The organism is Streptomyces sp. JLYT201 (assembly GCF_059448825.1).
On record NZ_CM182551.1, the window covers coordinates 1,449,946 to 1,471,668 of the forward strand.

The window sequence follows — 21,723 nt, forward strand, 5'->3', positions numbered from 1 at the left end:
TCCTGTCGTGCGGCGGCGTGGGGACGCCGCGCACCGATTGCAGTTGTCCGGTCGACCCGTGGCCGGTGAGGTTCAGGCTCCTTCGGGCAGCAGGCCCGCGCGCAGCCGGCCGAGGATGCGGTTCAGCAGGCGGGACACCTGCATCTGCGACACCCCGATCCGCTCGCCGATCTCCGCCTGCGTCAGCTCCTCCACGAACCGCATGTGGACGATCTCCCGGTCCCGCTCGGACAGTTCGCCGATCAGGGGTGCCAGGCTGTTCAGGTCCTCCACCAGTTCGTATCCGGCGTCCTCCGCGCCGATGAAGTCGGCGAGGACGGCCTCGCTCTCGTCCCCTCCGGCGCCGGTGAGCAGCGTGGTGTCGAGGGACGAGGACGTATAGGCGTTGGCCGCCTTGCGGGCCTCGACGACCTCTTCCTCGGGCAGGGACATCAGCTCGGCCAGCTCGGCGGTGGTGGGGTCGCGGTCGAGGCGGCTGGACAGCTCCTCGGTCGCCTTGACCAGCTCGATGCGCGCCTCCTGAAGGCGGCGCGGCACGTGCACGGCCCAGCTGGTGTCGCGGAAGAAGCGCTTGATCTCGCCGACGATGTAGGGGACGGCGAACGTGGTGAACTCCACTTCGCGCGTGAGGTCGAAGCGGTCGATGGCCTTGATCAGACCGATCGTGCCGACCTGGACGATGTCCTCCCGTTCGTCGCCGCGGTTGCGGTAGCGACTGGCCGCGTAGCGGACGAGGGAGAGGTTCAGCTCGATCAGCGTGTTGCGGACGTACTGGTATTCATGGGTGCCCTCCTCCAGCACGGCGAGGCGGGCGAAGAACTGCTTGGACAGCACCCGGGCGTCGCGCGGTTCGACGGACAGCGGCGCTTCGATCAGTGGCAGTTCACCGTCCGCGCCGCTGTGCGTTGCGGGCACCTGGACCTCGGACACTGCACCTGTCGCGGCAGCCACACCTTCCACCCTTCTCTCGACGTCACTGGCTCTCCCCTCCCCCGAGGGGGATGTGACGTGCGTCTGCCCGCCGTTCGCTGTTCCATGCACGCGGATTCGGGTGATCCCCGGATGCGACTGCTCAGGTGCGGGGCGCGGCGACGAGTTCGACCTCGAAGCCGTCGGTGTTCTCCAAGTAGGCGGCGTAGGTCTGTTCACCCCCGGCGTGCGGGTGGCGGTCGGGGAACATCAGGCTCCAGCCGTGCCGCGGCGCCTCGGCGGCCAGCGCCTCCACGGCGTGGGCGTCCTGGACGTGGAACGCCAGGTGGTTCAGGCCGGGCCGACACCGGTCGTGCCGGTCCGAGGTGAGGGCGGGGGACTCCTCCAGGACCAGGTACGTCGCCCCGAGCCGCCAGCTGCGGCCCGTGTTCCAGCGCTGGAACTCCGTGTGGCCGAGGGCCTCGAGGAGCCAGCCGAAGGAGGTGACGGCGCGGGCGAGGTCGGGCACCCAGATCTCGACGTGGTGGAGCGTCCCGGTGACCGGTCCGGTCATGGGGCTCTCCCTTCTTCTCTTCGGTACGCCCCCGGAAGTTCGCTCCTCGGGGCCGCGTGGGCGGACGGGGTCGTGCGGGCACCCGTCTCAGGACAGCGAGGCGAGAAGCCCATGTTCCGGTTCCAGCACTCCGGGCTGCCCGAGGGCGCGGAAGTCGGCCTCGACGGCCGCCAGGTCGAGGACTCCTGCGCGCACGGCGTGGTACCGGACGACCGACCACACGAAGACGTCGAGGCTGTCGTACTGCGTCCGGGCCTCGATGACTTCCTCCTCGTGGAACCACACCGCGACACGGCCGCTGGTGAGCACGACGTAGTAGTTGCCTCCGCCGTCGGCGCCGACGGACCACACGTCGTCGTCGCAGAGCTCCGTCTCGTAGTCGGAGTCGAGGATCCGGCAGTCGTTGGCCGCGAAGTCGAAGCCGTACGACCAGTCCGCTATGTCCAGGACCCCCGGCAGGGTTCCCGACCGGACCCGGCGGTCGAAGCCGGCCAGCGCGGTCGCGGCGTCGCGCGGGAGCCTGGCGAGGAACGGTGCGACCGGGCGGGTCGACGCGGGCACGTCGACCCGCGGCCCGCCGGGGAACCAGCGCGCCAGATCGGCGTCGAGGTCCCGCTCCACGTATCCGGTCAGCTGATCAACGGTGAGAGACATGCGGGGAGGCTAGCGGAGGGGTCCGACAACCGGTCGAAGTCCCAGACAGGTGCCCGGCCGAAGGCCCGGAGGAAGCCCCTACCGCGGCGGCGCCGGATGAGGGATATTTGATCATGACGATGCGTATCGTCTCGCCTGTTCATCCGTCCCCAGGGAGCACGACCCATGTCGACCACAGCACACCGCGCCGACCGCGTCTGGTTCATCACCGGCGCCAGCCGCGGGCTCGGCCGCGCCTTCGCCGAGGCGGCGCTGGCCGCGGGAGACCGCGTGGCCGTCGCCGCACGCACCACCGGGCCGCTGGAGGAGATGGCGGCGGCCCACCCCGGGCGCGTCCTGACGCTGGGTGTCGACGTGACCGACCGGGACGCCGTGTTCGCGGCCGTCGCCGAGGCGGTGGGGCACTTCGGCCGACTGGACGTCGTCGTCAACAACGCCGGTGCGCTGTCGATGGGGATGGTCGAGGAGTTCACCGAGGCCGAGGCGCGGGCCCTGATGGACCTCAACTTCTTCGGCGCGCTCTGGGTGAGCCAGGCCGTGCTGCCCACCCTGCGCGCGCAGGGCTCCGGGCACATCGTGCAGATCTCCAGCATCAGCGCCCTGGGCGGCTTCCCGAGCACCGGTCTCTACAGCGCCGGCAAGTTCGCCCTCGAAGGCCTCAGCGAGTCCCTCGCCATGGAGGTGGCCGGCTTCGGGATCAAGGTGAGCATCGTCCAGCCGGGCGGCTACTGGACCGACCTCTACGCGCGCATGGGCAGCACGGAGCCGCAGGAGGCGTACGCCCCCCTGCGGGCGGAGCTGGAGAAGCAGTTCGCGGAGGGCTCCGTCGACAGCGACCCGCGGCTCGCCGCACAGGCCCTCCTCAAGCTCGTGGACAGCGAAAGACCCCCGCTGCGGCTCCTGTTGGGCAGCATGGTCTACGACCTCGCCTTCGACCTGACGCGCAGCCGCATGGACACCTGGGCGGCGTGGGAGGACGTCAGCCGCGCCGCGGAACAGGCGATCGCCGCACCGGGCTCCACCGCCGAGGAGCCGACGGCCTGACGATGTCCTGACGACGACCCGGCGACGACCGAGGGCGACCGACGACGGCGCCGCCGGTCGGGCCGGGCCTGCCGGGCGAGGCCGCCGTCCGCCACCGGTCAGCGAGCCTCGTCCGGAGAGGCGGCCGGGAGGCGCACGGCGGTCCTGCTCGCGCCTCCGGGTGTGCCGCGCCGGCTCGTCGGGCGCTGGAAGCGGTCCAGCAGCGGGCCGGTGATGACGGTGGTCACGACGGCCATCATCACCATCGCGGTGAACATCTGGCCGTCCAGGGCCCCGATGCCGAGGCCGACGTTGAGGATGATGAGTTCCGTCAGGCCGCGCGCGTTCATCAGCGTGCCGAGGACGGCCGCCTCCCGCCCGGTCGCCCCCGTGAGCCGTGCCGCGCCCGCGGCACCGAGGAACTTCCCGGCGCACGCCACCACGAGCACGGCCAACAGGATCACCACGCCCTTTCCGCCGAGTCCGCCGAGGTCGACCGCGAGGCCCGTGACGACGAAGAAGACCGGCAGCAGGAGCAGGCTGGTCTGCTCGATCCGCTCCGGGATCTCGGGAGCGCTCGCGTCGACCTCGGCCCGGGGCGCGACGGCCCCGAAGGCGAAGGCCCCGAACACCGCGTGCAGCCCGATGACCTCGGTCGCCCAGGCGCTCAGGAGCAGCCCCACGACGAGGACGGCGTGGGTGACCAGGGCGCCGGACCACGGGCGTGCCGGGGCCAGCGCCCAGGTCAGCGCGGGCCGCACCAGCCAGACCAGGCCGGCGAGCAGCGCGGCCGAGGCGAGCCCCATCCGGGCGAGCGGCCAGGGGCCGGAGCTCTCCGCGAGCGCGACGACCAGCGCGAGGATGATCCAGGCGAGGACGTCCTGGACGGCCGCGCACGCGACGGCGACGGCCCCCATGGGGTCCTTCTGGAGGCCGCGTTCACTGATGATGCGGGCGAGCACCGGGAACGCGGTGATGGACATCGCGGCCCCGAGGAACAGCGCTGGCACCAGCAGGCCGTCCGTCTTCATGTCCGACCGCTGGAACCAAGGGGCCAGGGCCACGGCGAGAGCGGCCCCCAGGGCGAACGGCAGGGCGACGGAGCTGAGCGACACGGCCGTGATGCGGCGGCCGTGTCGCCGCAGGTGCGAGATGTGGAACTGATAGCCGACGCCGAACATGAAGAGGACGAGCCCGAGTTGGGACAGCGCGTGGAGGACGGGCCTGATGTCCGCGGGGAACAGCGTCTCGACCGGGTCGCCCGGCAGCAGGCCCAGCACGCTGGGCCCCAGGGCGATGCCGGCGACGATCTCACCGACGACCGCGGGCTGCCGGGCGCCCTTGGCGAGCCTGGCGAAGAGGAAGGCGGCGGCGAGCACGAGGGCCAGCGCGCTCAGCAGGCTCGCCGTGCTCGCGGAGGAGGACCCGGCCGCGACGACGTGTGTACTCACTGTCCGGCTCTCCGTTCGCGGTCCGGCAAAACGCTACTGCCCGTGGTGCAGCCTGCGCAGGTACTCGTAGGTCGACGGCAGCGTGTCGACGAGTTCGGCCTGTCGGCGTTTGATGTCGGCGAAGACGGCGCCCGACGCCTCCACGGCCTCCCGCCGCAGGGACAGCGACGGCAGCGGGTGGTCCGGGAGCATGCCGAGCCCCGTGAAGATGCAGTAGTAGCTGGAGTTGTTCCAGAAGTTGCGGAACTCCGCCTCGAAGTTGCCGTAGTAGTTGCTCTCGTCGACGACCGGTGTCTCCACGGAGAGGCCCGCCTTGTACATGTTCACCTTCTCGACGAAGTCGTCGGAGAATTCGAGTTCCTTGCAGGCCCGCCAGAACGGTGTGTCATTGCGGGGCGCGAAGCCGAAGTGCCCTTGGATGAAGTCCCGGGTGTCGTCGAACATCTTCTCCACTTCGGTGTTGAACCGCTTCACCAGGATCGGCTCGAAGTGTTTGTCCGGGAAGTGCTTCACCAGCTGGTAGAGGGAAGCGTAGATGAAGTAGATGCCGGTGGACTCCAGTGGTTCGACGAAGCAGGAGGAGAGGCCGATGCCGACGCAGTTGCGCACCCAGGCCCGCCGGTTGCGGCCCACCCGGAATTTGATCTGGTTGAGCGGCTGCGTCTCCGGGTCGAGGTTCCACATCCGGCAGAATTCAGTCGTCGCCGAATCCACGGACTGGAAGCGGCTGGAGTAGACGTAGCCGGTGCCGAACCTGCCGAGCATGGGAATCTTCCAGGTCCAGCCGGAGGACATCGCGATGGCGGAGGTGTAGGGCTCGATGCCGTCCTTCTCGTCGTCGTTCGGGACCGCGGTGGCGACCGCGCTGTCGTTGAGCAGGTAGTCGCTCATGTCCAGGAACGGCTCGCGCATCACCTGGTTCATCAGCAGGCTGCGGAAGCCGGAGCAGTCCACGAAGAGGTCGGCCTCCAGTCGGTTGCCGGTCTCGGTGTTGATGGCCGTGACGAACCCGCGGTGGTCCATCTCGGCGTGTGTGTAGCGGTCCTTGACGTGGGTCACGCCCAGCTTCCCGGTGGCGAAGCGGCGCAGGTAGTCGGCGACCAGGTTCGCGTCGAAGTGCCAGGCGTAGTTCGTCCACCTGGTGCCGTCGAGGTGGCGCGGCGCGAGGTTGTGGTCGAGGACCGGGGGCTGTACGTAGCAGGCGCGGTCGAAGGACTCGTCGGTCGCGCCGGACGCCCTGCGGTGCGTCCAGTAGTGCGACAGCGGCAGGTTCTCGTGGTCGGGGAGCAGCCCGAAGAGGTGGTCGAAGTGGTCCCCGCGGCCGTCGGCCGCGGGCCGCGCCGCGCTCTCGCCCGCGCCGGGCGTGCGCCAGTTGATGAACCTGATCCCCGCTTTGAAACTGGCGTTGCACTCGCGCATCCACTCCTCTTCGGCGAGGCCGAGGAAGTCGAAGAAGACTTTGTGCAGGTTCGGGATGGTCGCCTCGCCCACGCCGATTCTCGGGATCGCGGGCGCTTCCAGGAGCGTGATGTTCACCTGGGGGCCGAGAGCCTTGCCGAGATAGCACGCCGACATCCATCCCGCGGTACCACCGCCCAGAATGACGAGGTTCCGTATGCGGTTGTCGTCCATGGGGCACTCCTTGTCGTGGTCGCGGTGTGAGAGAACTCGCTGGAATCCGAAGGTTTCGGAGCCGGGCGGCCAGTGATACGTTCGCTGTGCTTCAGTGCCCGGGGCGCTGCGCCACGGTGATCCGTTCGGGCCACCGCTTGGCCCCTTCGCGATGCTCCGTTCCCGTCAGTCGAAATCCTCCCGCGTCACGTCCGTTGATGATTCCTTCATGGGTGTGGCATGCGACCGTTGGCTCGATGCCGGCAGAAAGAGGGCAGGAATGACAGAGTCGATCGAACACAGGGACAGGGCGGCAACAAGGGGCGAGGGATTCCGCGCGATGATGCGTGGTTTCCCGACGGGAGTGGCCGTGGTCACCGCGCTCGATCTCGACGACCGTCCGTGGGGGATGACCTGCTCGTCGTTATGCAGTGTCACGCTCGATCCGCCGACCCTGCTGGTGTGCCTGCGCGGAAAGAGCCCGACGCTGGCGGCCGTGGTGGACCGGGGGGAATTCGCGGTGAACCTGCTGCACGCCGAGGCCCAGACGACCGCCGAGCTGTTCGCTTCGGGCGCCCAGGACCGGTTCGACCGCGTGCCCTGGCACCTCGACGGCGACTGCGCCGGTCCGCACCTGCGGCAGGACGCGCACGCGGTCGCCGACTGCTGGACCCGTACGCCGCAGCCCGTGGGCGATCACGTCATCGTGTTCGGCGAGGTCTACGGGGTGACCAACGGTTCGCGCTGCCGTCCGCTGCTGTACGGGCTGCGCCGCTACAGCGTCTGGCCACACTCCTGAGGCGGGTCCTGGACTCCCGTACCGCATCGCTCACCTCTCCCCCGGCCCTGTCGTGGCGCCTTCGGCGGGCGTGGGCGCGGCTTCGATGACGTGGTAGTCGGGCAGCCCGTCGGCGGCCGGTACGGCGGTGGCCGCGACGAACGTGCATCCCGCCGCTTCCAGGAGTGCCCGGTACTCCTCCGCCGTGCGTTCGCGGCCACCTGTGTAGATGAGGTTGTTGAGGTCGGTGAGCCCGAAGCTCGCGGAGTCGGCGGAGGTGAGCAGCGGCGGCATCACGGTCTCGAACAGGAGCACTCGGGCGGTGGGGGGCATGGCGGCCCGGCACCGGGCGAGCAGGGCGACCGCCGCGTCGTCGCCGACGTCCCGGACCAGGTGGTTGAGCAGGTAGGCGTCGGCGTCGGTGCGGATCCGGCCCGTGACGTCGCCCTCGACGACGTCGCAGCGCTTGCCGACCCCCGCCGCGTCGAGGGTGGCCCTGACGCCGTCGAGCGCGGTGGGCAGGTCGTACAGGACGCCGTGCAGTTCGGGGGCGGACGACAGGACCGCGGCCATGAGGGCGCCGTCGTCGCCGCCGAAGTCGACGACCGTACGGAAGCGGGAGAAGTCGTACACCTCGGCGAGGCCGGGCGTGAACTCCTGCGAGCTGCGCGCCTTGGCCTCGCGGTACAGCGCCGCCGTCCGCGGGTCGCGCAGCGCCGACTCGTGGGCCGTGAGCCCGGTGCCGGGGTGCCGCCAGGGCTCACCGGTGCGGACGGCGTGGGTGAGCGCGCCCCACGCCTGCCACAGCTCCGGCGTGACGGACAGCAGGACGTCGTCGCGGAGCGAGTCCGGCGTCCCGGTGCGCAGCCGGCCGCCGAGCGGGGTGAGGGCGAACCGGTCGGCGTCGAGCTGTTCCACGAGGCCGAGGCCGACCAGGGCGCGCAGCAGGCGGCGCAGGGCGGCCGGGTCGGTCCCGGTGCGCTCGGCCAACTCGGTGTATCCGCGCGGGGTGTCCGCGAGTGCGTCGGCGAGGCCCAGTTCCGCCATCGCGTGGACGATCTGCGAGGACACGTAGCCCGACACCATGGCGGGAAGGGGGGACTGCATCGTGGTGGCTCCCTCGTCAGACGGTGTGGAGGGGAAGCTTGTTGACCCCGATCATGTCGGGCGTGTCGAAGAAGCTGGGCGGGGTGTCCGGGTCGGTGCGCAGCACGGGGAAGCGGTCGAGGAGCGCGTTCAGCGCGATGCGTCCTTCGAGGCGGGCAAGGCCGGCGCCGATGCAGAAGTGGATGCCCCCGCCGAACCCGAAGTGCGGGTTGGGGTCCCTGGTGGGGTCGAAGCGGTCGGGGTCCTGGAACTCCAGGGGGTCGCGGTTGCCCGCGCCCAGCCACAGGAACATCAACTGGTCCTTCGGGACGCGCAGGCCGCAGACCTCGGCCTCGGTCTCGGTGGCGCGGGTGAGCACGGTCGCGGGCGGCAGCAGCCGCAGTGCGTCCTCGATGGCGCCGGGGACCAGGGACCGTTCCGCGCGGACGCGCCGGCCCTGCTCGGGGTAGGCGTCCAGGCAGAGCACGGTGTTGCCGAGCACCATCGAGGTGGTGATGTGCCCGGTGATCAGCATGATGTTGGCGATGTTGACCGCCTCGTTGTCGGTGAGGCGTTCGCCGTCGATCTCGGCGGTGGCGAGCACGGTCAGCAGGTCCTCGCGGGGCCGGCGGCGGCGTTCGGCGATGTGCCCGCCCAGGTACTCCAGGAGCGGTTGCAGCTGCCGCGTGCCCTCGCGGATGTCCTCGGGCCCCTGTTCGGTGTCCAGGGAGGTGAACCCGCTGAAGCTCTCGATGACGTTGTCCGCCCAGCCCTTGAACAGGGCGCGGTCGCTCGCCGGGACCCCGAGGAGTTCGGCGACGACGATGACCGGCAGCGGATAGGCCAGGTCGGCGACGAGGTCGATGTCGGGCTTGCCCGTGACGGCGTCGAGCAGTTCGTCGGTGATCGCGGCGATCCGCGGCTCCATCGCGGCGATGCGGCTGGGCGCGAAGGCCGGGGTGAGCAGTTTGCGGTACTTGCGGTGGTCCGGCGGGTCCATCTGGGAGAGGTCGCCCTCCATGAGGGAGGCGTCCACGCTGACGGGCAGCAGGCGGGCCGTGCCGGAGGAGAAGGTCCGGTAGTCGCTGAGCATCTCCCGGCACGCGGCGTGTCCGTAGACGTTCCACAGGTTCTGGGTCTCGTCGAACTGGATGGCCGGGTCGGCTCGTTCGCCGCGCAGCCAGCGGTGCTCGGGGTGGATGTTCCACCGGTCGACGACCGTGGTCATGGTGGGCTCTCCCTGCGCTGGGTGGGTCAGTTGACCAGGACGGGCAGGCTGTCCATGCCTCCGGCGTCGGCGATCTGGATGAACGAGGGGGGACGGTCCGGGTCGGTGCGCAGGGCCGGGCACCGGTCCAGGAGCACGTTCACCGCGGTCTTGGCGACCATGCGTCCCAGGCGCCTGCCCACGCAGAAGTGGACGCCGCGGCCGAAGCCCAGATGGGGGTTGGGGGTGCGCGCCGGGTCGAAGGTGTGCGGGTCGGTGAAGACGCGCTCGTCGCGGTTGGCGGCGCCCGTCCACACCATGACCACCTGGTCCTTGGGGATGCGGGTCCCGGCCACCACGACGTCGGTGTTGGTGGCCTTGCCGACCGCCGAGATGGGCGAGATGTACCGCAGCGACTCCTCGATCGTGGTGGGCACGAGGGAGCGGTCCGCGCGGACCCGGGCCGCCTGGTCGGGGAAGGCGTCCAGGATCAGCATGGTGTTGCTGAGGAGCATCGACGTGCTGTGGTGGCCGTTGATCACCAGCCGGTTGGCGATGTTGAACACCTCCGTCTCGCTCAGCTTCTCGCCCTCGACCTCCGCGTGCACGAGGTGGCTGAGCAGGTCCTCGCTCGGCTCGCGCCGCCGCACCTCGGCGAGGCCGGTCCAGTACTCGCGCATCTCGCGGAGCAGGTCGAAGGCGCGCTGGAGCGCGTGCACGTCCTCCTGGGCGGCCTCGGGCGACTCGAAGTCCCCGGAGTCGTCGACCATCTTCTGGGACCAGTGGTGGATCCGGGCGCGGTCCTCGCGCGGCACTCCGAGGAGTTCGCAGATCACGGTCAGCGGCAGCGGTGTCGCCACCTCGGCCACCAGGTCGAAGCCGTCCTTGCCTGCCTGGTCGTCCAGCATCTCGTGGACGAGGGCCTCGACGCGGGTCTCCAGGTCGGCCACCAGTTTCGGTGTGAAGGCGAACTCGACCAGGCCGCGCACCGTGCGGTGCTCGGGCGGGTCCATCTGGGAGAAGTCGCCCGCGCAGATGTCCTCGGGCAGCTCGCCGACGTCAAGTCGTCCGCAGTTGTTCGAGAATATCGAGGGCTGGGTGAGGATTTCGACGGCCTCCGGATAGCCGTAGACGTTCCACATTTTCAGGGTCTCGTCATAATCAACGATCTTTCCCGGGCGTCGGCCATGCAGCCATAAATGCTTCGGGTGGACGTCCCATTCGTCAACGTGCATTTCCGAACACGTCCTTCCGGGGAGTCTCTGAAAATGCAGGCCAGCCCATCGTTCAAGATGGTCTTGCGGCTGTCAAGGAATCGCTTCAACTCTGGTCGGCGCAGCGCTCTTCCACCAGCTTGATGAATCGGCTCGCGGTCGAGTTGACGTAGAAGTCGCGGGGGGCGACCCGAGGAAGTCCCCTTTCCCGCATGGCGGTGATGACGCGCAGGATCAACAGCGAGTTGCCGCCGAGTTCGAAGAAGTTGTCGTCGGCGGTCGCGTCGGTGTCCAGGCAGTGGCTCCAGACGGCGAGGACCCGCCCCGCCACGTCGTCGCGGCCGGGGTCCGGGTCCCGTACCGCGCCGGAGTGCTGTCCGGCGCGGGTGGCGGGCGCCGGGAGCCGGGCCAGGTCCGGCTTGCCGTTCGTGGTGAGCGGGATCGAGGGGACCGCGGTGAGGGTCGTCGGGGTCATGTAGTCCGGCAGGACCCGGCGGGCGTCGGCGAGGATCTGCCGGGGGTCGCACGGCTCGACGAGCACCACGTAGGCGTCGATCCGGCTGCTCGCGGGGTCGGCCGCGGAGGCCTGGGTGACCGTGACGACGGCCGCGCCCACCCGGGGGTCGGCCGTCAGGACGGACCGGATCTCGCCCGGTTCGATGCGGTGACCGCGGATCTTGACCTGGTCGTCGAGGCGGCCCAGGTGGTCGAGTCGCCCGTCGGGGCGCAGCCTGCCCCTGTCGCCGCTGCGATAGAGCCGTTCGCCCGAGACGTCGTCCAGGACGAAGCGCTGCCGCGTCAGCTCGGGGTTGCCCAGATAGCCGTGGGCGACGCCCGCGCCGCCGACGTGGATCTCCCCTGCCGCCCCCGGGGGGAGCACCCGGCCGCGGGGATCGCGTACGGAGACCGACCAGCCCGGCAGCGGGCGGCCGACCGAACGGGATTCTCCGGTCACATCGGCCGGAGTGACGGAATGCGCGGTGACGTGGACAGTGGTCTCCGTGATTCCGAACATGTTCACCACGCGGCAGCGTGCGGGGGAATAGCGGGCGAACCAGGGGGCGAGCAGACGCACGTCGAGCGGCTCGCCCCCGAATATCAGGAGCCGTACGAGAAGGTCGCCCCGCGCCCCGCGGTCCGCCTGGGCCAGTGCGGAGAACGCCGAGGGAGTCTGATTGAGCACGGTGACGCGTTGCGCCAGCAGAAGCGCGCGGAATCCCTCGGCGTCCCGTGCCGTCCAATAGGGCACGACGACGAGCCGTCCGCCGGTCAGCAGGCAGCCCCAGATCTCCCAGACCGAGAAGTCGAACGCGGCGGAATGGAAAAGCGTCCAGACGTCTTCGGGGCCGAGTGAGAATTCCGGGGCGGTGGCGGAGAGGAGGGAGAGGACATTGTGGTGGGGGACGACCACTCCTTTGGGGCGGCCCGTCGATCCGGAGGTGTAGATGACGTACGCGGGGTCGTCGGCGGAGCGGGGCGGCGGCGACCGATGACCGCGATCCGTGGCCGTAGGCGTGGCCGTGGCCGTGGGCGTAGCCGTCGCCGTGGCCAGGTCGTCGAGTCCGACCGTGCGCACGCCGGCGCTCGCCGGGAACGAGGCGTGGTCGGTGATGACCACGGGGACCTGGGCGTTCTCGGCGATGTACCGCAGCCGCTCCGGCGGGTAGCCGCGGTCCATGGGCACGTAAGCGTATCCCGCTTTGAGGACGCCGAGCAGGGCGATCACGAGGGGCGCGTCGCGGTCCAGGCAGACGCCGACCTTGCCGGCCGGGGGCAGGTCCAGGGCGCGCAGGCCCGCGGCTACGGCGTCGGCGCGCTCGTCGAGCCGGCGGTAGGTCAGCTCCGAGCCGTCGCCCGTGACGGCCACCGCGTCCGGCCGCGCCCGTGCCACCTCCTCGAAGCGCTGCTCGATCCGCACGTCGCCGACGCCGGGGCGCGGGCGGCCGCCACCGCCGAGCCGCAGGACGTGGGCCGTCTCGTCCGCGTCCAGGAAGGGGAGCGCCGACAACGGCACGGCTCCCGGGCCCGCGGTGGCCTCGCCCTCCCCCGCGCCCTCGGCGAGGCATCCGGCCAACCGCTCGACGCCGGCGCAGAACGCGGCCGCGACGGAGGGGCAGAGCGCCCCTTCGTCGAACCAGCAGAACGACTCCACCGAGCCGTCGGCCCGCTCCATGACCTGGAGCGTGCAGGGGAAGGGGGGCGCCTGGAACGGCAGATGGATCCGGTCGTCCCGCCCCGGGTCGTCCCGCCCCGGGGAGAACACGATGCCCACGCCGGGCCGTTCGGTGCGTGCCGTCGCGTCGGGGGCGGCGCCGAGCGCGGCGTCGACCTGGGTGAGATAGTCGGCCAGGCTCCGGTCCTCGTCGATCCCTTCCACGGTGACGGTCACGCCGGGGCCCGGGCCGAGGCCCGGGTCGAGCCGGCCCACCTCGGCCGTCGTGGCGCCGGAGTAGCGCGCCAGGGCGAGCGCCACGGCACCGATGACCAGCCGTCCGCCGCCTCCTGTGACGGGCTCGGGCAGGGTCAGCGGGCGCACCCGGACGGTACCGGCGCGTCCAGGGTCGGGCAGCCCCCAGGGGAGGCCGGCGCACCGCGGCGGCGGGGGCTCCGACCCGTCAGGCAGGGTCGGGGGCGGGCCGGGTGCCGAGCCGGTGACCAGGAGGTCGGCGACCTGGTCGAGTACGGCACGAGGGACGCGGGAGCGCCTCGCCGCGAGCACGAGGCCGGCACTGTCGTCGGCGTACCGCAGCAGGACCGCGCGCAGGGGCGGTGCGGCCTCGCGCACCGGGCGGAGTGCCTCGCGGCGCGTCCGCTCGCGGGCACGGGGCGCCTCGGGCGGCGCCGGAACGGCGGTCTCCCACAGCCGCGAGTCGTGCAGCGCGGGCCAGTGCCGCAGGGCCGCGTCCCACCGCTGGTGGACCTGCGCCGGCCGGACCGCACGGGGCAGCCGTACGATCACCGCGTGGCAGGCGCGGCCCTGTTCGGGCCGGGCGTGCCGGAAGGGCGGCAGGTCGTGGAGTGCGGCCGAGGGCCTCGCTCCCCCGGCCGCGCGCGGCGGTGTCCCGGTCGTCGTGGCCATGCCCGGCCCCCTGCCGTGTCGGAGTGGTCTCGGCCGCTCACCTGCTGGTGAAACCCGCGTCGACGGTGAGCACGGTGCCCGTCACCCGGGGGGATTCGTCCCCGGTCAGCCACAGCGCGGCGGCGGCGACGTCGGCGGGCTCGACGAGGGCGTTCATGGGCTGGTCCCGCAGGAAGAGCTGCTCGTGCTCGTCGTCGGGCAGCCGCAGCGCGTGCCCGATCTCCCGGAGCATCCGCCCCTCGACCAGCGGATCGTCGCGTACGGACCCGGGGCACAGCGCGTTGACCCGTACCCGGTGGGGCGCGTAGTCCAGCGCCGCCGCCTTGGTCAGGCCGACGAGGCCGTGCTTGGCGGTGACGTATCCGCCGAAGTCGCGGTAGCCGACGAGGCCCGCGGTCGAGGAGACGTTGACGATGCTGCCGGTCCCCCGCTCCACCATCGCCGGGGCGACGGCTTTGATCATGCGCCAGGCGCCGGAGAGGTTGACGTCGAGCATGAGCGCCCAGTCGGACTCGGCGATCTCATGGACCGGGACGCCGGCCGGTGCCGCGATGCCCGCGTTGTTGACCAGCCCGTCGAGCGAACCGAACCGGTCGAGGGCCTCGGCGACCGCCGCCTGGACGGCCCGCGGATCACGCACGTCGACCGCCGCGGTGAGGACCGCGCCGCCTTCCCGCTCGCACAGGGTCGCGGTGTGGCCGAGCTGCTCGGGGCCGCCGAGGGGGTAGCCGACGCCCGGCAGGTCCGCGGCGATGTCGAGGAGCGCCAGGTCGGCGCCCTCGCGGGCGAACCGGACGGCGCACGCACGGCCGATGCCGCGCGCGGCTCCCGTGATCACGACGACCTTGCCTTCGAGTGAACTGCCCATGCCCGCGCCCGGTTCAGTCGCGGCCGAGGGCCCGCAGCAGGGCGTCGGGCCCGTCGGTCACGTACATGTGCCCGCCGGGGAATTCGCGATAGCTGAACGGGCCCCTGGTGACCTCGCGCCACTGCCGCGCGTGCTCCCTCGTGACGAGCGCGTCCTCGGCACCGCGCAGTGCGGTCACCGGCACGTCGAGCGGTTCGTTCGACGAGGGCTTGTAGTTCTCGTGCATGGCCACGTCGGCGCGGAGCGGGGGCAGCAGCAGGTCGCGCAGGTCCGGGTCGTCGAACGCCGCGTGCCGGTATCCGGCGAAGTCCTGGACACGGGCGAGGAACTGGTCGTCGTCCAGGCCCGTCGCCCGGTCGTCGCGTCCGGTCCAGGGCCCGGGAGAGCCACTGACGTAGAGGTGGGCGAGGCCGGCTCTGCCGAGTCTGCCGAGTTCGCGGGCGATCTCGTACGAGAGCACGGCGCCGAGGCTGTGCCCGAAGAGGCCGAACCGGGGTACTCCAGCGACGAGTTCGGCCACCTGCGGGGCGAGCGCGGCGGCGGCCTCGACGACGTCGGTGAACGGTTCCTCGCAGAACAGCTCCTCGCGGCCCGGCAGTTGCACGGGCAGCACCATGACGCCGTGGTCCTGTCTCTTGCTCCAGGCGCGGTAGAAGCCCGCGCCGCTCCCGGCGAAGGGGAGGCAGACCAGCGGGAAGGACACTGCAGTCATGATTTCCTCGCTAAGGCGTACCCATGGACGGTGGTCGCGCCGCGGCCGGTCGCGCCGAGACGGTTTCGCGGTCCTCCGTGCCGAGTCGGCCCATCAACGCCGCGACATCACGATGGGCGGTGGACGCTTCGCACGCGAATGAGGCCCGGACGCGCTCGCGCACGTGCGGGGGTTGCTCCTGGCTGAGCTTGAACATGCCGTCCGCGAGGGAGATGGCGATCCGGAAGGCTCCTACGCCGGGCAGAATCCGGCGAAAGTATTCGACGGATTCCGTCATGGACCAGCCGGCCCCGAATTCACGCTCGTATGCCCGGACCGTCTCCTGCACCGTCGCCAGCGTCTCGGCGGTGGAATCAACCTTACGCAGTACGCCCGCGATATGGACAGCCGTGAAGTTCCAGGTGGGTGCCGCGGGCCGGGTCTCGTACACCGTCGGTGACACATAGGCGTGCGGGCCGCTGAACGTCACGGCCACGGGTGTGGCCGGTCCCAGAGCACGCCAATGGGGATTCCCAATGTTCATGTGTCCCCACAAGGTGGCGCCGGACAGCGAGGTCACCGGCTCGGTCACCCGGGGGTCAATGATGATCGGCACATGAGTCACCCACGGGGCCTCTCCTTCCGCTCCATTGCTCATCAATTGGCCCAGGGGGTTCCCACGTACAAGATCTATTTTCCAGGACTCCTCGGGCTCGCGGTAGACACGAGGAACGAACACGGAACGCTCCTTCCGCTCTCGCTGCCGAGTCGGTCTCCACAGCCGGGTCGATCGGGCTTCAGGTGAGGTGAGACCGGGCGATGTCCTGCTGCCGGGACATCGAGGGCCGCTCCGTCGAATGGCCCCGAATCGAGTGCGGAGATCACGGTCTTTGCCTGCCGGTCTCCCGGGGCACCCGGATCTGTTCCACGGGGCCTGAGCGTGGTTACCGTACAGACGAATGCGCGCCATTACCAGGATCATTTCGCGGACGAGCGCGGGGGCGCCGGTCAAGGTAGCCAGCCGGTCTCCGTCGCGATGCGGACGGCGTCGACCCTGTTGCGCGCATTCAGTTTCGCAACCACCGCCGTCAGGTAATTGCGAATCGTGCCGACCGACAACTGAAGGGCGGTGGCGATCTCTATGGGTTCGGCCCCCTGCGCGACATACCGCAGCACCTCGGCCTCCCGTTCCGACAGCGGATTCTCCCCGACGTCCCACATGAGCGTGGCCAGTTGGGGATCGACGAGGCGGTGGCCGGACGCCACCTCGCGCACGGCCTCCGCGAGCCGTTCGGACGGGGCCGTCTTGAGCAACAGGCCGGCCACGTGGGCCGTGCGCGCCCGCAGCAGCACGCCCGGTCGCGCGAGGCCGGAGAGAATCACCGTCCGGCAGGTCGGCAGGGCCTCGTGCATCGTCTCCGCCAGGGTCAGGCCGTCGAGCCGGGCGATGTCGAGGTCGATGATCGCGACATCGGGATGACATTCCAGGGCGGCCGGAATGACGAGTTCGCCGCGGCCGATGCTGGCCACCACTTGAAGGTCACGTTCCGTCTCCAGTAAATTCACCAGCGCCCCACGAACCATGTGTTGCTCGTCGGCGACCAGCACTTTCAGCACCCGCATGGTTCACCTCTTGCCTCAACAGGACATACCGGGAACCGCCACCGCAGTCAGGAAATCCTGCCGGAGCGGGATGGGCCGTGGGTGTCTGCTGGACCTTCGCAGGCCCACTGTTGAACGCTCTGCCGCTTGATCGGTGCGTACGTCAACCGGACCACGCCGGTCGGCGTGTCCGGCGAGAGGCGGTGCGGCGTGAGGAAGAGGCGCTGTCCCGATACGCGTCGGCGGCTCTTTCGAGAGAGAGGATCACGACTCGATTCGGTGTCGTCATCAGATTTTCCCCGTGTGATCAAAAGGGCGTCCGAAAGCCGTGGCCCTCGAACTGGTCTCGGGACGGACCGATCGCTGTGGGGCGGAAATCCGAGTGGTCGGCGTGCACGGGATCCTCGCAGCGGCTCCACCGCGGCCGATGCCGGTGCGAGCGGCAGTCAGGCTGATCACTATGTGTGCAACTCCCCTCTTCTCAGAATCTCCGTGCCGGGGCGATATCAGCGAACGTGATCCGAACGAGCGGGACGTCATGCCCGGAGTGAGCAGCGGGCGCCGGTCACACGAGCACGACACCGGACCGGGAACGAGCATGGAGCCCCTCGGCGGTCGAGGTTTCACTACCCGTACCTCGATGTACCGTGAAAGGGCTCCAGGTGACTGCCCATCATGCCACGGCCGATGTCTTCGGGGAAGCTCGATGCCCCCCGGGAATTCTGGTGCGGCATGTGGCTCATTGCCGCCCGGTGACGTCGTATCAGCAGCCCCACAATTTCGTTCACGACGCATGTTTCTGCGGCCGCGCGCCGCCAGATCCGTTCCGGCCACAGGCCGCGCGGGCCGGGCGCACGACGGTCGGGGCGGCCGGTGTCCCGGCCGCCCCGACCGTGGTGAGCGGTCGCGTTCGCCCGGTCCTAGCCGGTGCGTTGCAGGGCCTTCTCGCGGTACTCCGCGACGCGGGCGCCCGACTGGCGCCGCGCCATCCGGCCCAGGACGAGCGGAGCGAGGATCAGCCCCAGGGCCGCCCACGCGCTGAGGACGCCGAGGGTCTCCACATGCCGCCAGGAGTCGTTGATCTCGACCACGACCATGTCCTCGGGCAACAGCGCGGACCGCATGCCCAGGCCCAGCCAGTACACCGGGAAGATCTGGGCGACCCACTGGAGCCAGTCCGGCATCGAGGTGATCGGGTAGAAGATCCCGGAGATGCCGATCAGGCCCATGACCGGGACCGACATGGCGCCCGCCGCCCGCGGGTTGGACACCAGGGCGCCGAGCACGGCCCCGATGGACTGCGTGGCCACGAGTCCCAGAGCCAGCACCCAGGCCAGGGTGAGCCAGGCGCTCACCGCGTCGAGCCTCAGCCCGTCGACGATGAACGTCCCGGGGATCAGCAGGATCGCGAGGTACACCACGATCGACCCGGACGTGGTCACGAGTTTGCCCAGGAAGTAGGCGCGGATGCCGTGCGGCAGCGCCTTGGCGCGCAGCAGGGTGCCGTCCTCGCGCTCCACGGTGAGGTACTGGATCATGAGGAGCATTCCCAGGGCGATGAACATGCCGAGGACACTGGGCATCACGAGGGTGCCCAGCTTGAATCCGCTGTCCTGGAACTCCTTGCTGCGCAGGAAGAAGACGGCGGTGAGGGTCAGCACGGGCCACAGCAGCTGGTTGATCAGCTCGGAGCGGTCGAATGCCTGGCGCAGCTCGATCAGGCCGCGGGAGAGCCCGGAGCGCATCGGTGTCGTGGCGGGATTCATGGCGTCGGCACCTTCACCTCGTCGGTGCGGGTCTCGGATCGGCCGGATTCGGCCCGGCGCACCAGGAACAGATAGGTGTCCTCCAGGGAGGACCGGTGGACTTCGAGGTCGGCGACGGCCCCTCCGTGCCGCTCGAACAGCTCGCGGACGAACCGCGTGGAGTCGCTCACCGACCGCACGTACCGCTGGCCCTCGATGGACCAGCGCACCTCGTCCTCGCCGACGAACCGCTCGGCGAGTTCGCCGGCCGTGCCGTCGGCGACGATCCGGCCCTCGTTGAGGATGATGATGCGGTCGGCGAGCTTCTCCGCCTCGGCCAGATCGTGCGTGGTGAGCATGATCGTGGTCTCCTGCGTCGCGACGACGTCCAGGATGAGGTCGTGGAACGTGCGCCGCGCCTCCGGGTCGAAGCCGGCGGTGGGCTCGTCGAGGAACAGGACCTCGGGGCGGCCGACCAGGCCGATCGCCACGTCGAGGCGTCGGCGTTGTCCGCCGGAGAGCATCCTGACCTGTTTGTCGGCGTGCTCCGTCAGGCCGACGTGGTCGATCAACTCCGTCGTGTCCCAGGGGCGTTGGACGTCCGGGGTGGCGTAGGCGGCGTAGTAGGTGCCCATGTGGGCGAGGAGTTCGCGCACCCGCCACTTCGCGTGGTCCCGCCAGGACTGCAGGACGATACCCACGCGGGCCCACCAGGCCTCGTCACCGCGCTCCGGGTCGACCCCGAGGACGTCGACCTGCCCGGCCGACCGCTTCCGGAAGCCTTCCAGAATCTCGATGGTGGTGGTCTTGCCGGCTCCGTTGGGGCCGAGCATGACCAGCACCTCGCCCTTGCGCGCCTGGAAGTTCACGCCTTTGAGGACGTCGTTGGTGCCGTAGCGCATGCGCAGCCCGTCCACCTTCAGGGCGACTTCGTCGCTCGGTTTCATCGGCTTGCCTCTCGTGTCGTGGTGTAAGTCGTCCATCGGGGCCGTCCCTTGAGGAAGGTGTGTCGTATCGGTGGCCGACGTCGTCGCCGCTCGACCGGAACACGGGTGGGGCGTACGGGGTGTGCGGGGCGGGCGGTCTCCGTCCGGGCGGAGAGGGCGCGCGGCCGCGAGCCGTCGGCGTGGCGTGTCGTGACGTGACGACGGTTTCGGGGAGAGCGAGGAGGGCCCGCGAGGAGCGCGGGCTTCAGGGGGTGCCGCCGCGGGTCGACCGGCGGTGAGGTGCGGCGCTCCCCCACGCGGCACGCGGCGCCGCCGGGCGGCGGGGAAGGCCGCCGCGAGCGGGGGGCGGGGAAGACCGCCGCGAGCACGGTGGCGGCGGCCGGCGCGTGGACCCGGCGCCGGAGCCGGCTCGTGGTCGATTCGCTGGACGGGCCCAGCCGTTCGGCGCCGAAGCCGCCGTGGGGGCGGGAGCTCCGACCGCCGTGCGGGTACGTCTCGGCCCGGGCCGCCCCGGACCGCTCGGCTAGGCCTGGTCGTCGCGCAGCGACTGCTCGACGCGCTGCCTCAGGGCGCCGCGGTCGACTCCCGCGACGGACAGGGCGCGGGGGACGGTGCCGTGCTCCAGCCGCAGGATGCCGAGGAGCAGGTGCCCGGGCCGCAGGTCCTTCTTGTTCTGGACGGCCGTCACGCCGCGCTCCAGGGCCAGCTTGGCGGACTGCCCCATCTTCGAGGGCGGCGCGGTGGACGCCTGCGGCGCGGGCAGGTCGCGCTCGGCGATCGACACGCCCGCCACCTCCAGGCTCGCCCGGAACTCCTGCCGCAGCGCCTCGCGGATCGTGCCGGGGTCGAGCCCGGCCGAGCCGAGCGCCTGCCCCGCCGCGCTCTCGCGCTCGGCGGCGATCGACAGGAGCAGATGCTCCGCTTCGATGGTCACGGAGCCCGCCTGCTGGGCCTCGCGCGCGCCGGCTTCCAGGATGGCTCCGGCGTAGTCGTCGAAGAGCTGTCGCTTCACTTCATCCTCCTCTTCAACTCGACCCCGACATCGATCAGACGCCGGGCGTGCTTCTTGTGGACCGCTTGGCGTGTCACGCCGAGCGCCTCGGCGACTTCCATCCAGCTCCAGCCCGTCCGCATGGCCTTCTCCACGGCGGCGTCCTCCATCTGATCGGCCAGTCGCCGCAGCGCCACCACCGCCGCCAGCTGCTCGGCGGGGTCCTGTGACACGGCCCTCTCACTCACACTCGCCATGTAAGCAACCTAGGTTGACTACCGAAGCTTGTCAAGTCAGGTTGCTCAGCGGGGAGCCGGACCACGGGCCGCGCCCCGACCGCGACCCCACCGGGACTGGACGATCATCGTCCGCACGCCGGGACCAATTCACGCTTTTCCCGTGAGAATTTCACGACCAACGCATGAAGTTTGCAATGGCGTACACGCGATTGACTCGTGCATACTGTGCCCAGTCGCAATTCCCCTACGCACGTTCATATGCGCGCACCACAAAACGGAGGGACGATTACTCATTTATCCGGGTTCCAACCAGTGGAGAGAAACATGGACCTGGCACTGACCGAACCGAGGGCCGGAAACCGGTCCGGTGGCACGCGTGGCTCGCATACGACGCGACCCACGGCGGCGGGGAACAGGGACAGAATGTTCGTCACGGCAGGCCTCGGCAACGATGTCGGCATCCAGACGCGCCGTGCCGAGCTTCGCATCCCCGCGGGCCTGACCTTCGAATCCTGGCGGCACATCGGATGCAACCTGACCATGATCTCCAACTCTTCCGGTTGGTGGCTCGGCGACTGGCTGGTGTACGGGGAGAACAGGTTCCCCGAGCGATATCGCGTCGTTCTCGACGAGACAACGCTCGACTACAAGACCCTGCGGAATTACGCCTGGGTGGCCCGGAGGTTCCCGCCCTCCCGGCGGCGCGACGCACTGAGCCTCCAGCACCACGCCGAGGTGGCCGCCCTGCCGAAAGCGGACCAGGACCGCTGGCTGAAACAGGCGGAAAGAGAGAAATGGTCGACCCGGCGACTGCGTAAGGAACTGCGCCAGACCCAGGGAACGGCGGACGAAGCACTGACCGAGAAATCCATAAAGTTCGTCATGAGCCTGGACGCCGGCCGAAAGGACCTGTGGACGCACGCCGCGGACACGGTCGGCATGCCGCTCCAGGACTGGATGGCCAAAGTGCTCGACGAAGCGGCCGTCGCCGTGGAATGACGGCGCACGCCCCGCCGCCCGGTGCCGCCCCCGACCCCGTGGGTCGCGGGACGGC

At 70.3% G+C, this 21,723-nt stretch carries 20 protein-coding genes; 3 read left to right on the forward strand and 17 right to left on the reverse strand.

All coding sequences use genetic code 11. The features are described from left to right. Window positions 1-72 precede the first annotated feature (72 nt). From AC5WAM_RS06150 to AC5WAM_RS06160, 3 genes are all read right to left on the reverse strand, one after another. Entirely contained in the window at window positions 73-915 is an 843-nt protein-coding gene (locus AC5WAM_RS06150) for an RNA polymerase sigma factor SigF (RefSeq protein ID WP_495523511.1), read from the reverse strand. A gap of 157 nt (window positions 916-1,072) precedes the next feature. Next, a complete protein-coding gene (locus tag AC5WAM_RS06155; RefSeq protein ID WP_366789352.1) occupies window positions 1,073-1,483 on the reverse strand; it encodes a VOC family protein in 411 nt (136 codons plus the stop codon). Window positions 1,484-1,570: 87 nt separating this feature from the next. Beyond that, on the reverse strand, window positions 1,571-2,137 hold the full coding sequence (locus AC5WAM_RS06160) for a hypothetical protein (protein ID WP_495521879.1): 567 nt from the start codon (window positions 2,135-2,137) through the stop codon (window positions 1,571-1,573). Window positions 2,138-2,302: 165 nt separating this feature from the next. Here AC5WAM_RS06160 and AC5WAM_RS06165 point away from each other — a divergent pair, with 165 nt between their 5' ends. After that, a complete protein-coding gene (locus AC5WAM_RS06165) occupies window positions 2,303-3,181 on the forward strand; it encodes an SDR family NAD(P)-dependent oxidoreductase (protein WP_495521880.1) in 879 nt (292 codons plus the stop codon). 98 nt (window positions 3,182-3,279) lie between these two features. Here the strand turns inward: AC5WAM_RS06165 and AC5WAM_RS06170 are convergent, their stop codons facing one another. Beyond that, on the reverse strand, window positions 3,280-4,611 hold the full coding sequence (locus AC5WAM_RS06170) for a cation:proton antiporter (protein ID WP_495521881.1): 1,332 nt from the start codon (window positions 4,609-4,611) through the stop codon (window positions 3,280-3,282). Between the two features lie 33 nt (window positions 4,612-4,644). Continuing rightward, window positions 4,645-6,243: a tryptophan halogenase family protein gene (locus tag AC5WAM_RS06175; protein WP_495521882.1), complete on the reverse strand. Its 1,599-nt coding sequence runs from the start codon at window positions 6,241-6,243 to the stop codon at window positions 4,645-4,647. A gap of 322 nt (window positions 6,244-6,565) precedes the next feature. Between AC5WAM_RS06175 and AC5WAM_RS06180 the strand changes: the two genes are divergently transcribed. Further along, window positions 6,566-7,021, forward strand: coding sequence for a flavin reductase family protein (locus tag AC5WAM_RS06180; protein ID WP_495523512.1), 456 nt, complete (start codon window positions 6,566-6,568; stop codon window positions 7,019-7,021). Between the two features lie 30 nt (window positions 7,022-7,051). On the opposite strand, the gene AC5WAM_RS06185 is transcribed toward AC5WAM_RS06180, so the two are convergent. From AC5WAM_RS06185 to AC5WAM_RS06240, 12 genes are all read right to left on the reverse strand, one after another. Beyond that, the gene (locus AC5WAM_RS06185) at window positions 7,052-8,107 is read right to left on the reverse strand and encodes a methyltransferase (RefSeq protein WP_495521883.1); all 1,056 of its coding nucleotides are present in this window, start codon (window positions 8,105-8,107) and stop codon (window positions 7,052-7,054) included. 16 nt (window positions 8,108-8,123) lie between these two features. After that, window positions 8,124-9,314, reverse strand: a complete 1,191-nt coding sequence (locus AC5WAM_RS06190; RefSeq protein WP_366789346.1) for a cytochrome P450 — start codon at window positions 9,312-9,314, stop codon at window positions 8,124-8,126. Between the two features lie 26 nt (window positions 9,315-9,340). Next, window positions 9,341-10,528 (reverse strand): cytochrome P450, encoded by a 1,188-nt coding sequence (locus tag AC5WAM_RS06195; RefSeq protein ID WP_366789345.1) that lies wholly within the window; start codon window positions 10,526-10,528, stop codon window positions 9,341-9,343. An 85-nt stretch (window positions 10,529-10,613) separates the two neighbouring features. Then, a complete protein-coding gene (locus AC5WAM_RS06200) occupies window positions 10,614-13,586 on the reverse strand; it encodes an amino acid adenylation domain-containing protein (RefSeq protein WP_495521884.1) in 2,973 nt (990 codons plus the stop codon). Between the two features lie 37 nt (window positions 13,587-13,623). Continuing rightward, window positions 13,624-14,454 carry a mycofactocin-coupled SDR family oxidoreductase gene (locus AC5WAM_RS06205; protein ID WP_495521885.1) on the reverse strand — a complete coding sequence of 277 codons (831 nt, stop codon included), beginning with the start codon at window positions 14,452-14,454 and terminating at the stop codon, window positions 13,624-13,626. Between the two features lie 13 nt (window positions 14,455-14,467). Continuing rightward, entirely contained in the window at window positions 14,468-15,166 is a 699-nt protein-coding gene (locus AC5WAM_RS06210) for a thioesterase II family protein (RefSeq protein WP_495521886.1), read from the reverse strand. A 10-nt stretch (window positions 15,167-15,176) separates the two neighbouring features. Next, window positions 15,177-15,884 carry an FMN-binding negative transcriptional regulator gene (locus AC5WAM_RS06215; RefSeq protein WP_495521887.1) on the reverse strand — a complete coding sequence of 236 codons (708 nt, stop codon included), beginning with the start codon at window positions 15,882-15,884 and terminating at the stop codon, window positions 15,177-15,179. Window positions 15,885-16,153: 269 nt separating this feature from the next. Further along, complete coding sequence (locus AC5WAM_RS06220) at window positions 16,154-16,768, reverse strand: response regulator transcription factor (RefSeq protein WP_366789340.1); 615 nt, start codon at window positions 16,766-16,768, stop codon at window positions 16,154-16,156. An 899-nt stretch (window positions 16,769-17,667) separates the two neighbouring features. After that, window positions 17,668-18,513, reverse strand: a complete 846-nt coding sequence (locus tag AC5WAM_RS06225; protein WP_495521888.1) for an ABC transporter permease — start codon at window positions 18,511-18,513, stop codon at window positions 17,668-17,670. Beyond that, on the reverse strand, window positions 18,510-19,475 hold the full coding sequence (locus AC5WAM_RS06230; protein ID WP_495521889.1) for an ABC transporter ATP-binding protein: 966 nt from the start codon (window positions 19,473-19,475) through the stop codon (window positions 18,510-18,512). The genes AC5WAM_RS06225 and AC5WAM_RS06230 overlap by 4 nt, the downstream gene beginning before the upstream one ends. 487 nt (window positions 19,476-19,962) lie before the next feature. After that, a complete protein-coding gene (locus tag AC5WAM_RS06235; RefSeq protein WP_366794670.1) occupies window positions 19,963-20,451 on the reverse strand; it encodes a Clp protease N-terminal domain-containing protein in 489 nt (162 codons plus the stop codon). Beyond that, window positions 20,448-20,687, reverse strand: a complete 240-nt coding sequence (locus AC5WAM_RS06240; RefSeq protein ID WP_366794669.1) for a hypothetical protein — start codon at window positions 20,685-20,687, stop codon at window positions 20,448-20,450. Before AC5WAM_RS06240 ends, AC5WAM_RS06235 begins: the two co-directional genes overlap by 4 nt. Before the next feature lie 405 nt (window positions 20,688-21,092). On the opposite strand from AC5WAM_RS06240, the gene AC5WAM_RS06245 reads away from it, so the two are divergent. After that, window positions 21,093-21,668 (forward strand): LmbU family transcriptional regulator, encoded by a 576-nt coding sequence (locus AC5WAM_RS06245; protein ID WP_138963456.1) that lies wholly within the window; start codon window positions 21,093-21,095, stop codon window positions 21,666-21,668. Window positions 21,669-21,723 lie beyond the last annotated feature (55 nt).

Coding starts and splice junctions, on each gene's coding strand:
- AC5WAM_RS06155 (WP_366789352.1), bottom strand. CDS start 1,483: ATGACCGGACCGGTCACCGGGACGCTCCACCACGTCGAGATCTGGGTG.
- AC5WAM_RS06210 (WP_495521886.1), bottom strand. CDS start 15,166: ATGACTGCAGTGTCCTTCCCGCTGGTCTGCCTCCCCTTCGCCGGGAGC.
- AC5WAM_RS06185 (WP_495521883.1), bottom strand. CDS start 8,107: ATGCAGTCCCCCCTTCCCGCCATGGTGTCGGGCTACGTGTCCTCGCAG.
- AC5WAM_RS06175 (WP_495521882.1), bottom strand. CDS start 6,243: ATGGACGACAACCGCATACGGAACCTCGTCATTCTGGGCGGTGGTACC.
- AC5WAM_RS06245 (WP_138963456.1), top strand. CDS start 21,093: ATGTTCGTCACGGCAGGCCTCGGCAACGATGTCGGCATCCAGACGCGC.
- AC5WAM_RS06240 (WP_366794669.1), bottom strand. CDS start 20,687: ATGGCGAGTGTGAGTGAGAGGGCCGTGTCACAGGACCCCGCCGAGCAG.
- AC5WAM_RS06220 (WP_366789340.1), bottom strand. CDS start 16,768: ATGCGGGTGCTGAAAGTGCTGGTCGCCGACGAGCAACACATGGTTCGT.
- AC5WAM_RS06230 (WP_495521889.1), bottom strand. CDS start 19,475: ATGGACGACTTACACCACGACACGAGAGGCAAGCCGATGAAACCGAGC.
- AC5WAM_RS06165 (WP_495521880.1), top strand. CDS start 2,303: ATGTCGACCACAGCACACCGCGCCGACCGCGTCTGGTTCATCACCGGC.
- AC5WAM_RS06225 (WP_495521888.1), bottom strand. CDS start 18,513: ATGAATCCCGCCACGACACCGATGCGCTCCGGGCTCTCCCGCGGCCTG.
- AC5WAM_RS06195 (WP_366789345.1), bottom strand. CDS start 10,528: ATGCACGTTGACGAATGGGACGTCCACCCGAAGCATTTATGGCTGCAT.
- AC5WAM_RS06190 (WP_366789346.1), bottom strand. CDS start 9,314: ATGACCACGGTCGTCGACCGGTGGAACATCCACCCCGAGCACCGCTGG.
- AC5WAM_RS06180 (WP_495523512.1), top strand. CDS start 6,566: ATGCGTGGTTTCCCGACGGGAGTGGCCGTGGTCACCGCGCTCGATCTC.
- AC5WAM_RS06200 (WP_495521884.1), bottom strand. CDS start 13,586: ATGGCCACGACGACCGGGACACCGCCGCGCGCGGCCGGGGGAGCGAGG.
- AC5WAM_RS06160 (WP_495521879.1), bottom strand. CDS start 2,137: ATGTCTCTCACCGTTGATCAGCTGACCGGATACGTGGAGCGGGACCTC.
- AC5WAM_RS06205 (WP_495521885.1), bottom strand. CDS start 14,454: ATGGGCAGTTCACTCGAAGGCAAGGTCGTCGTGATCACGGGAGCCGCG.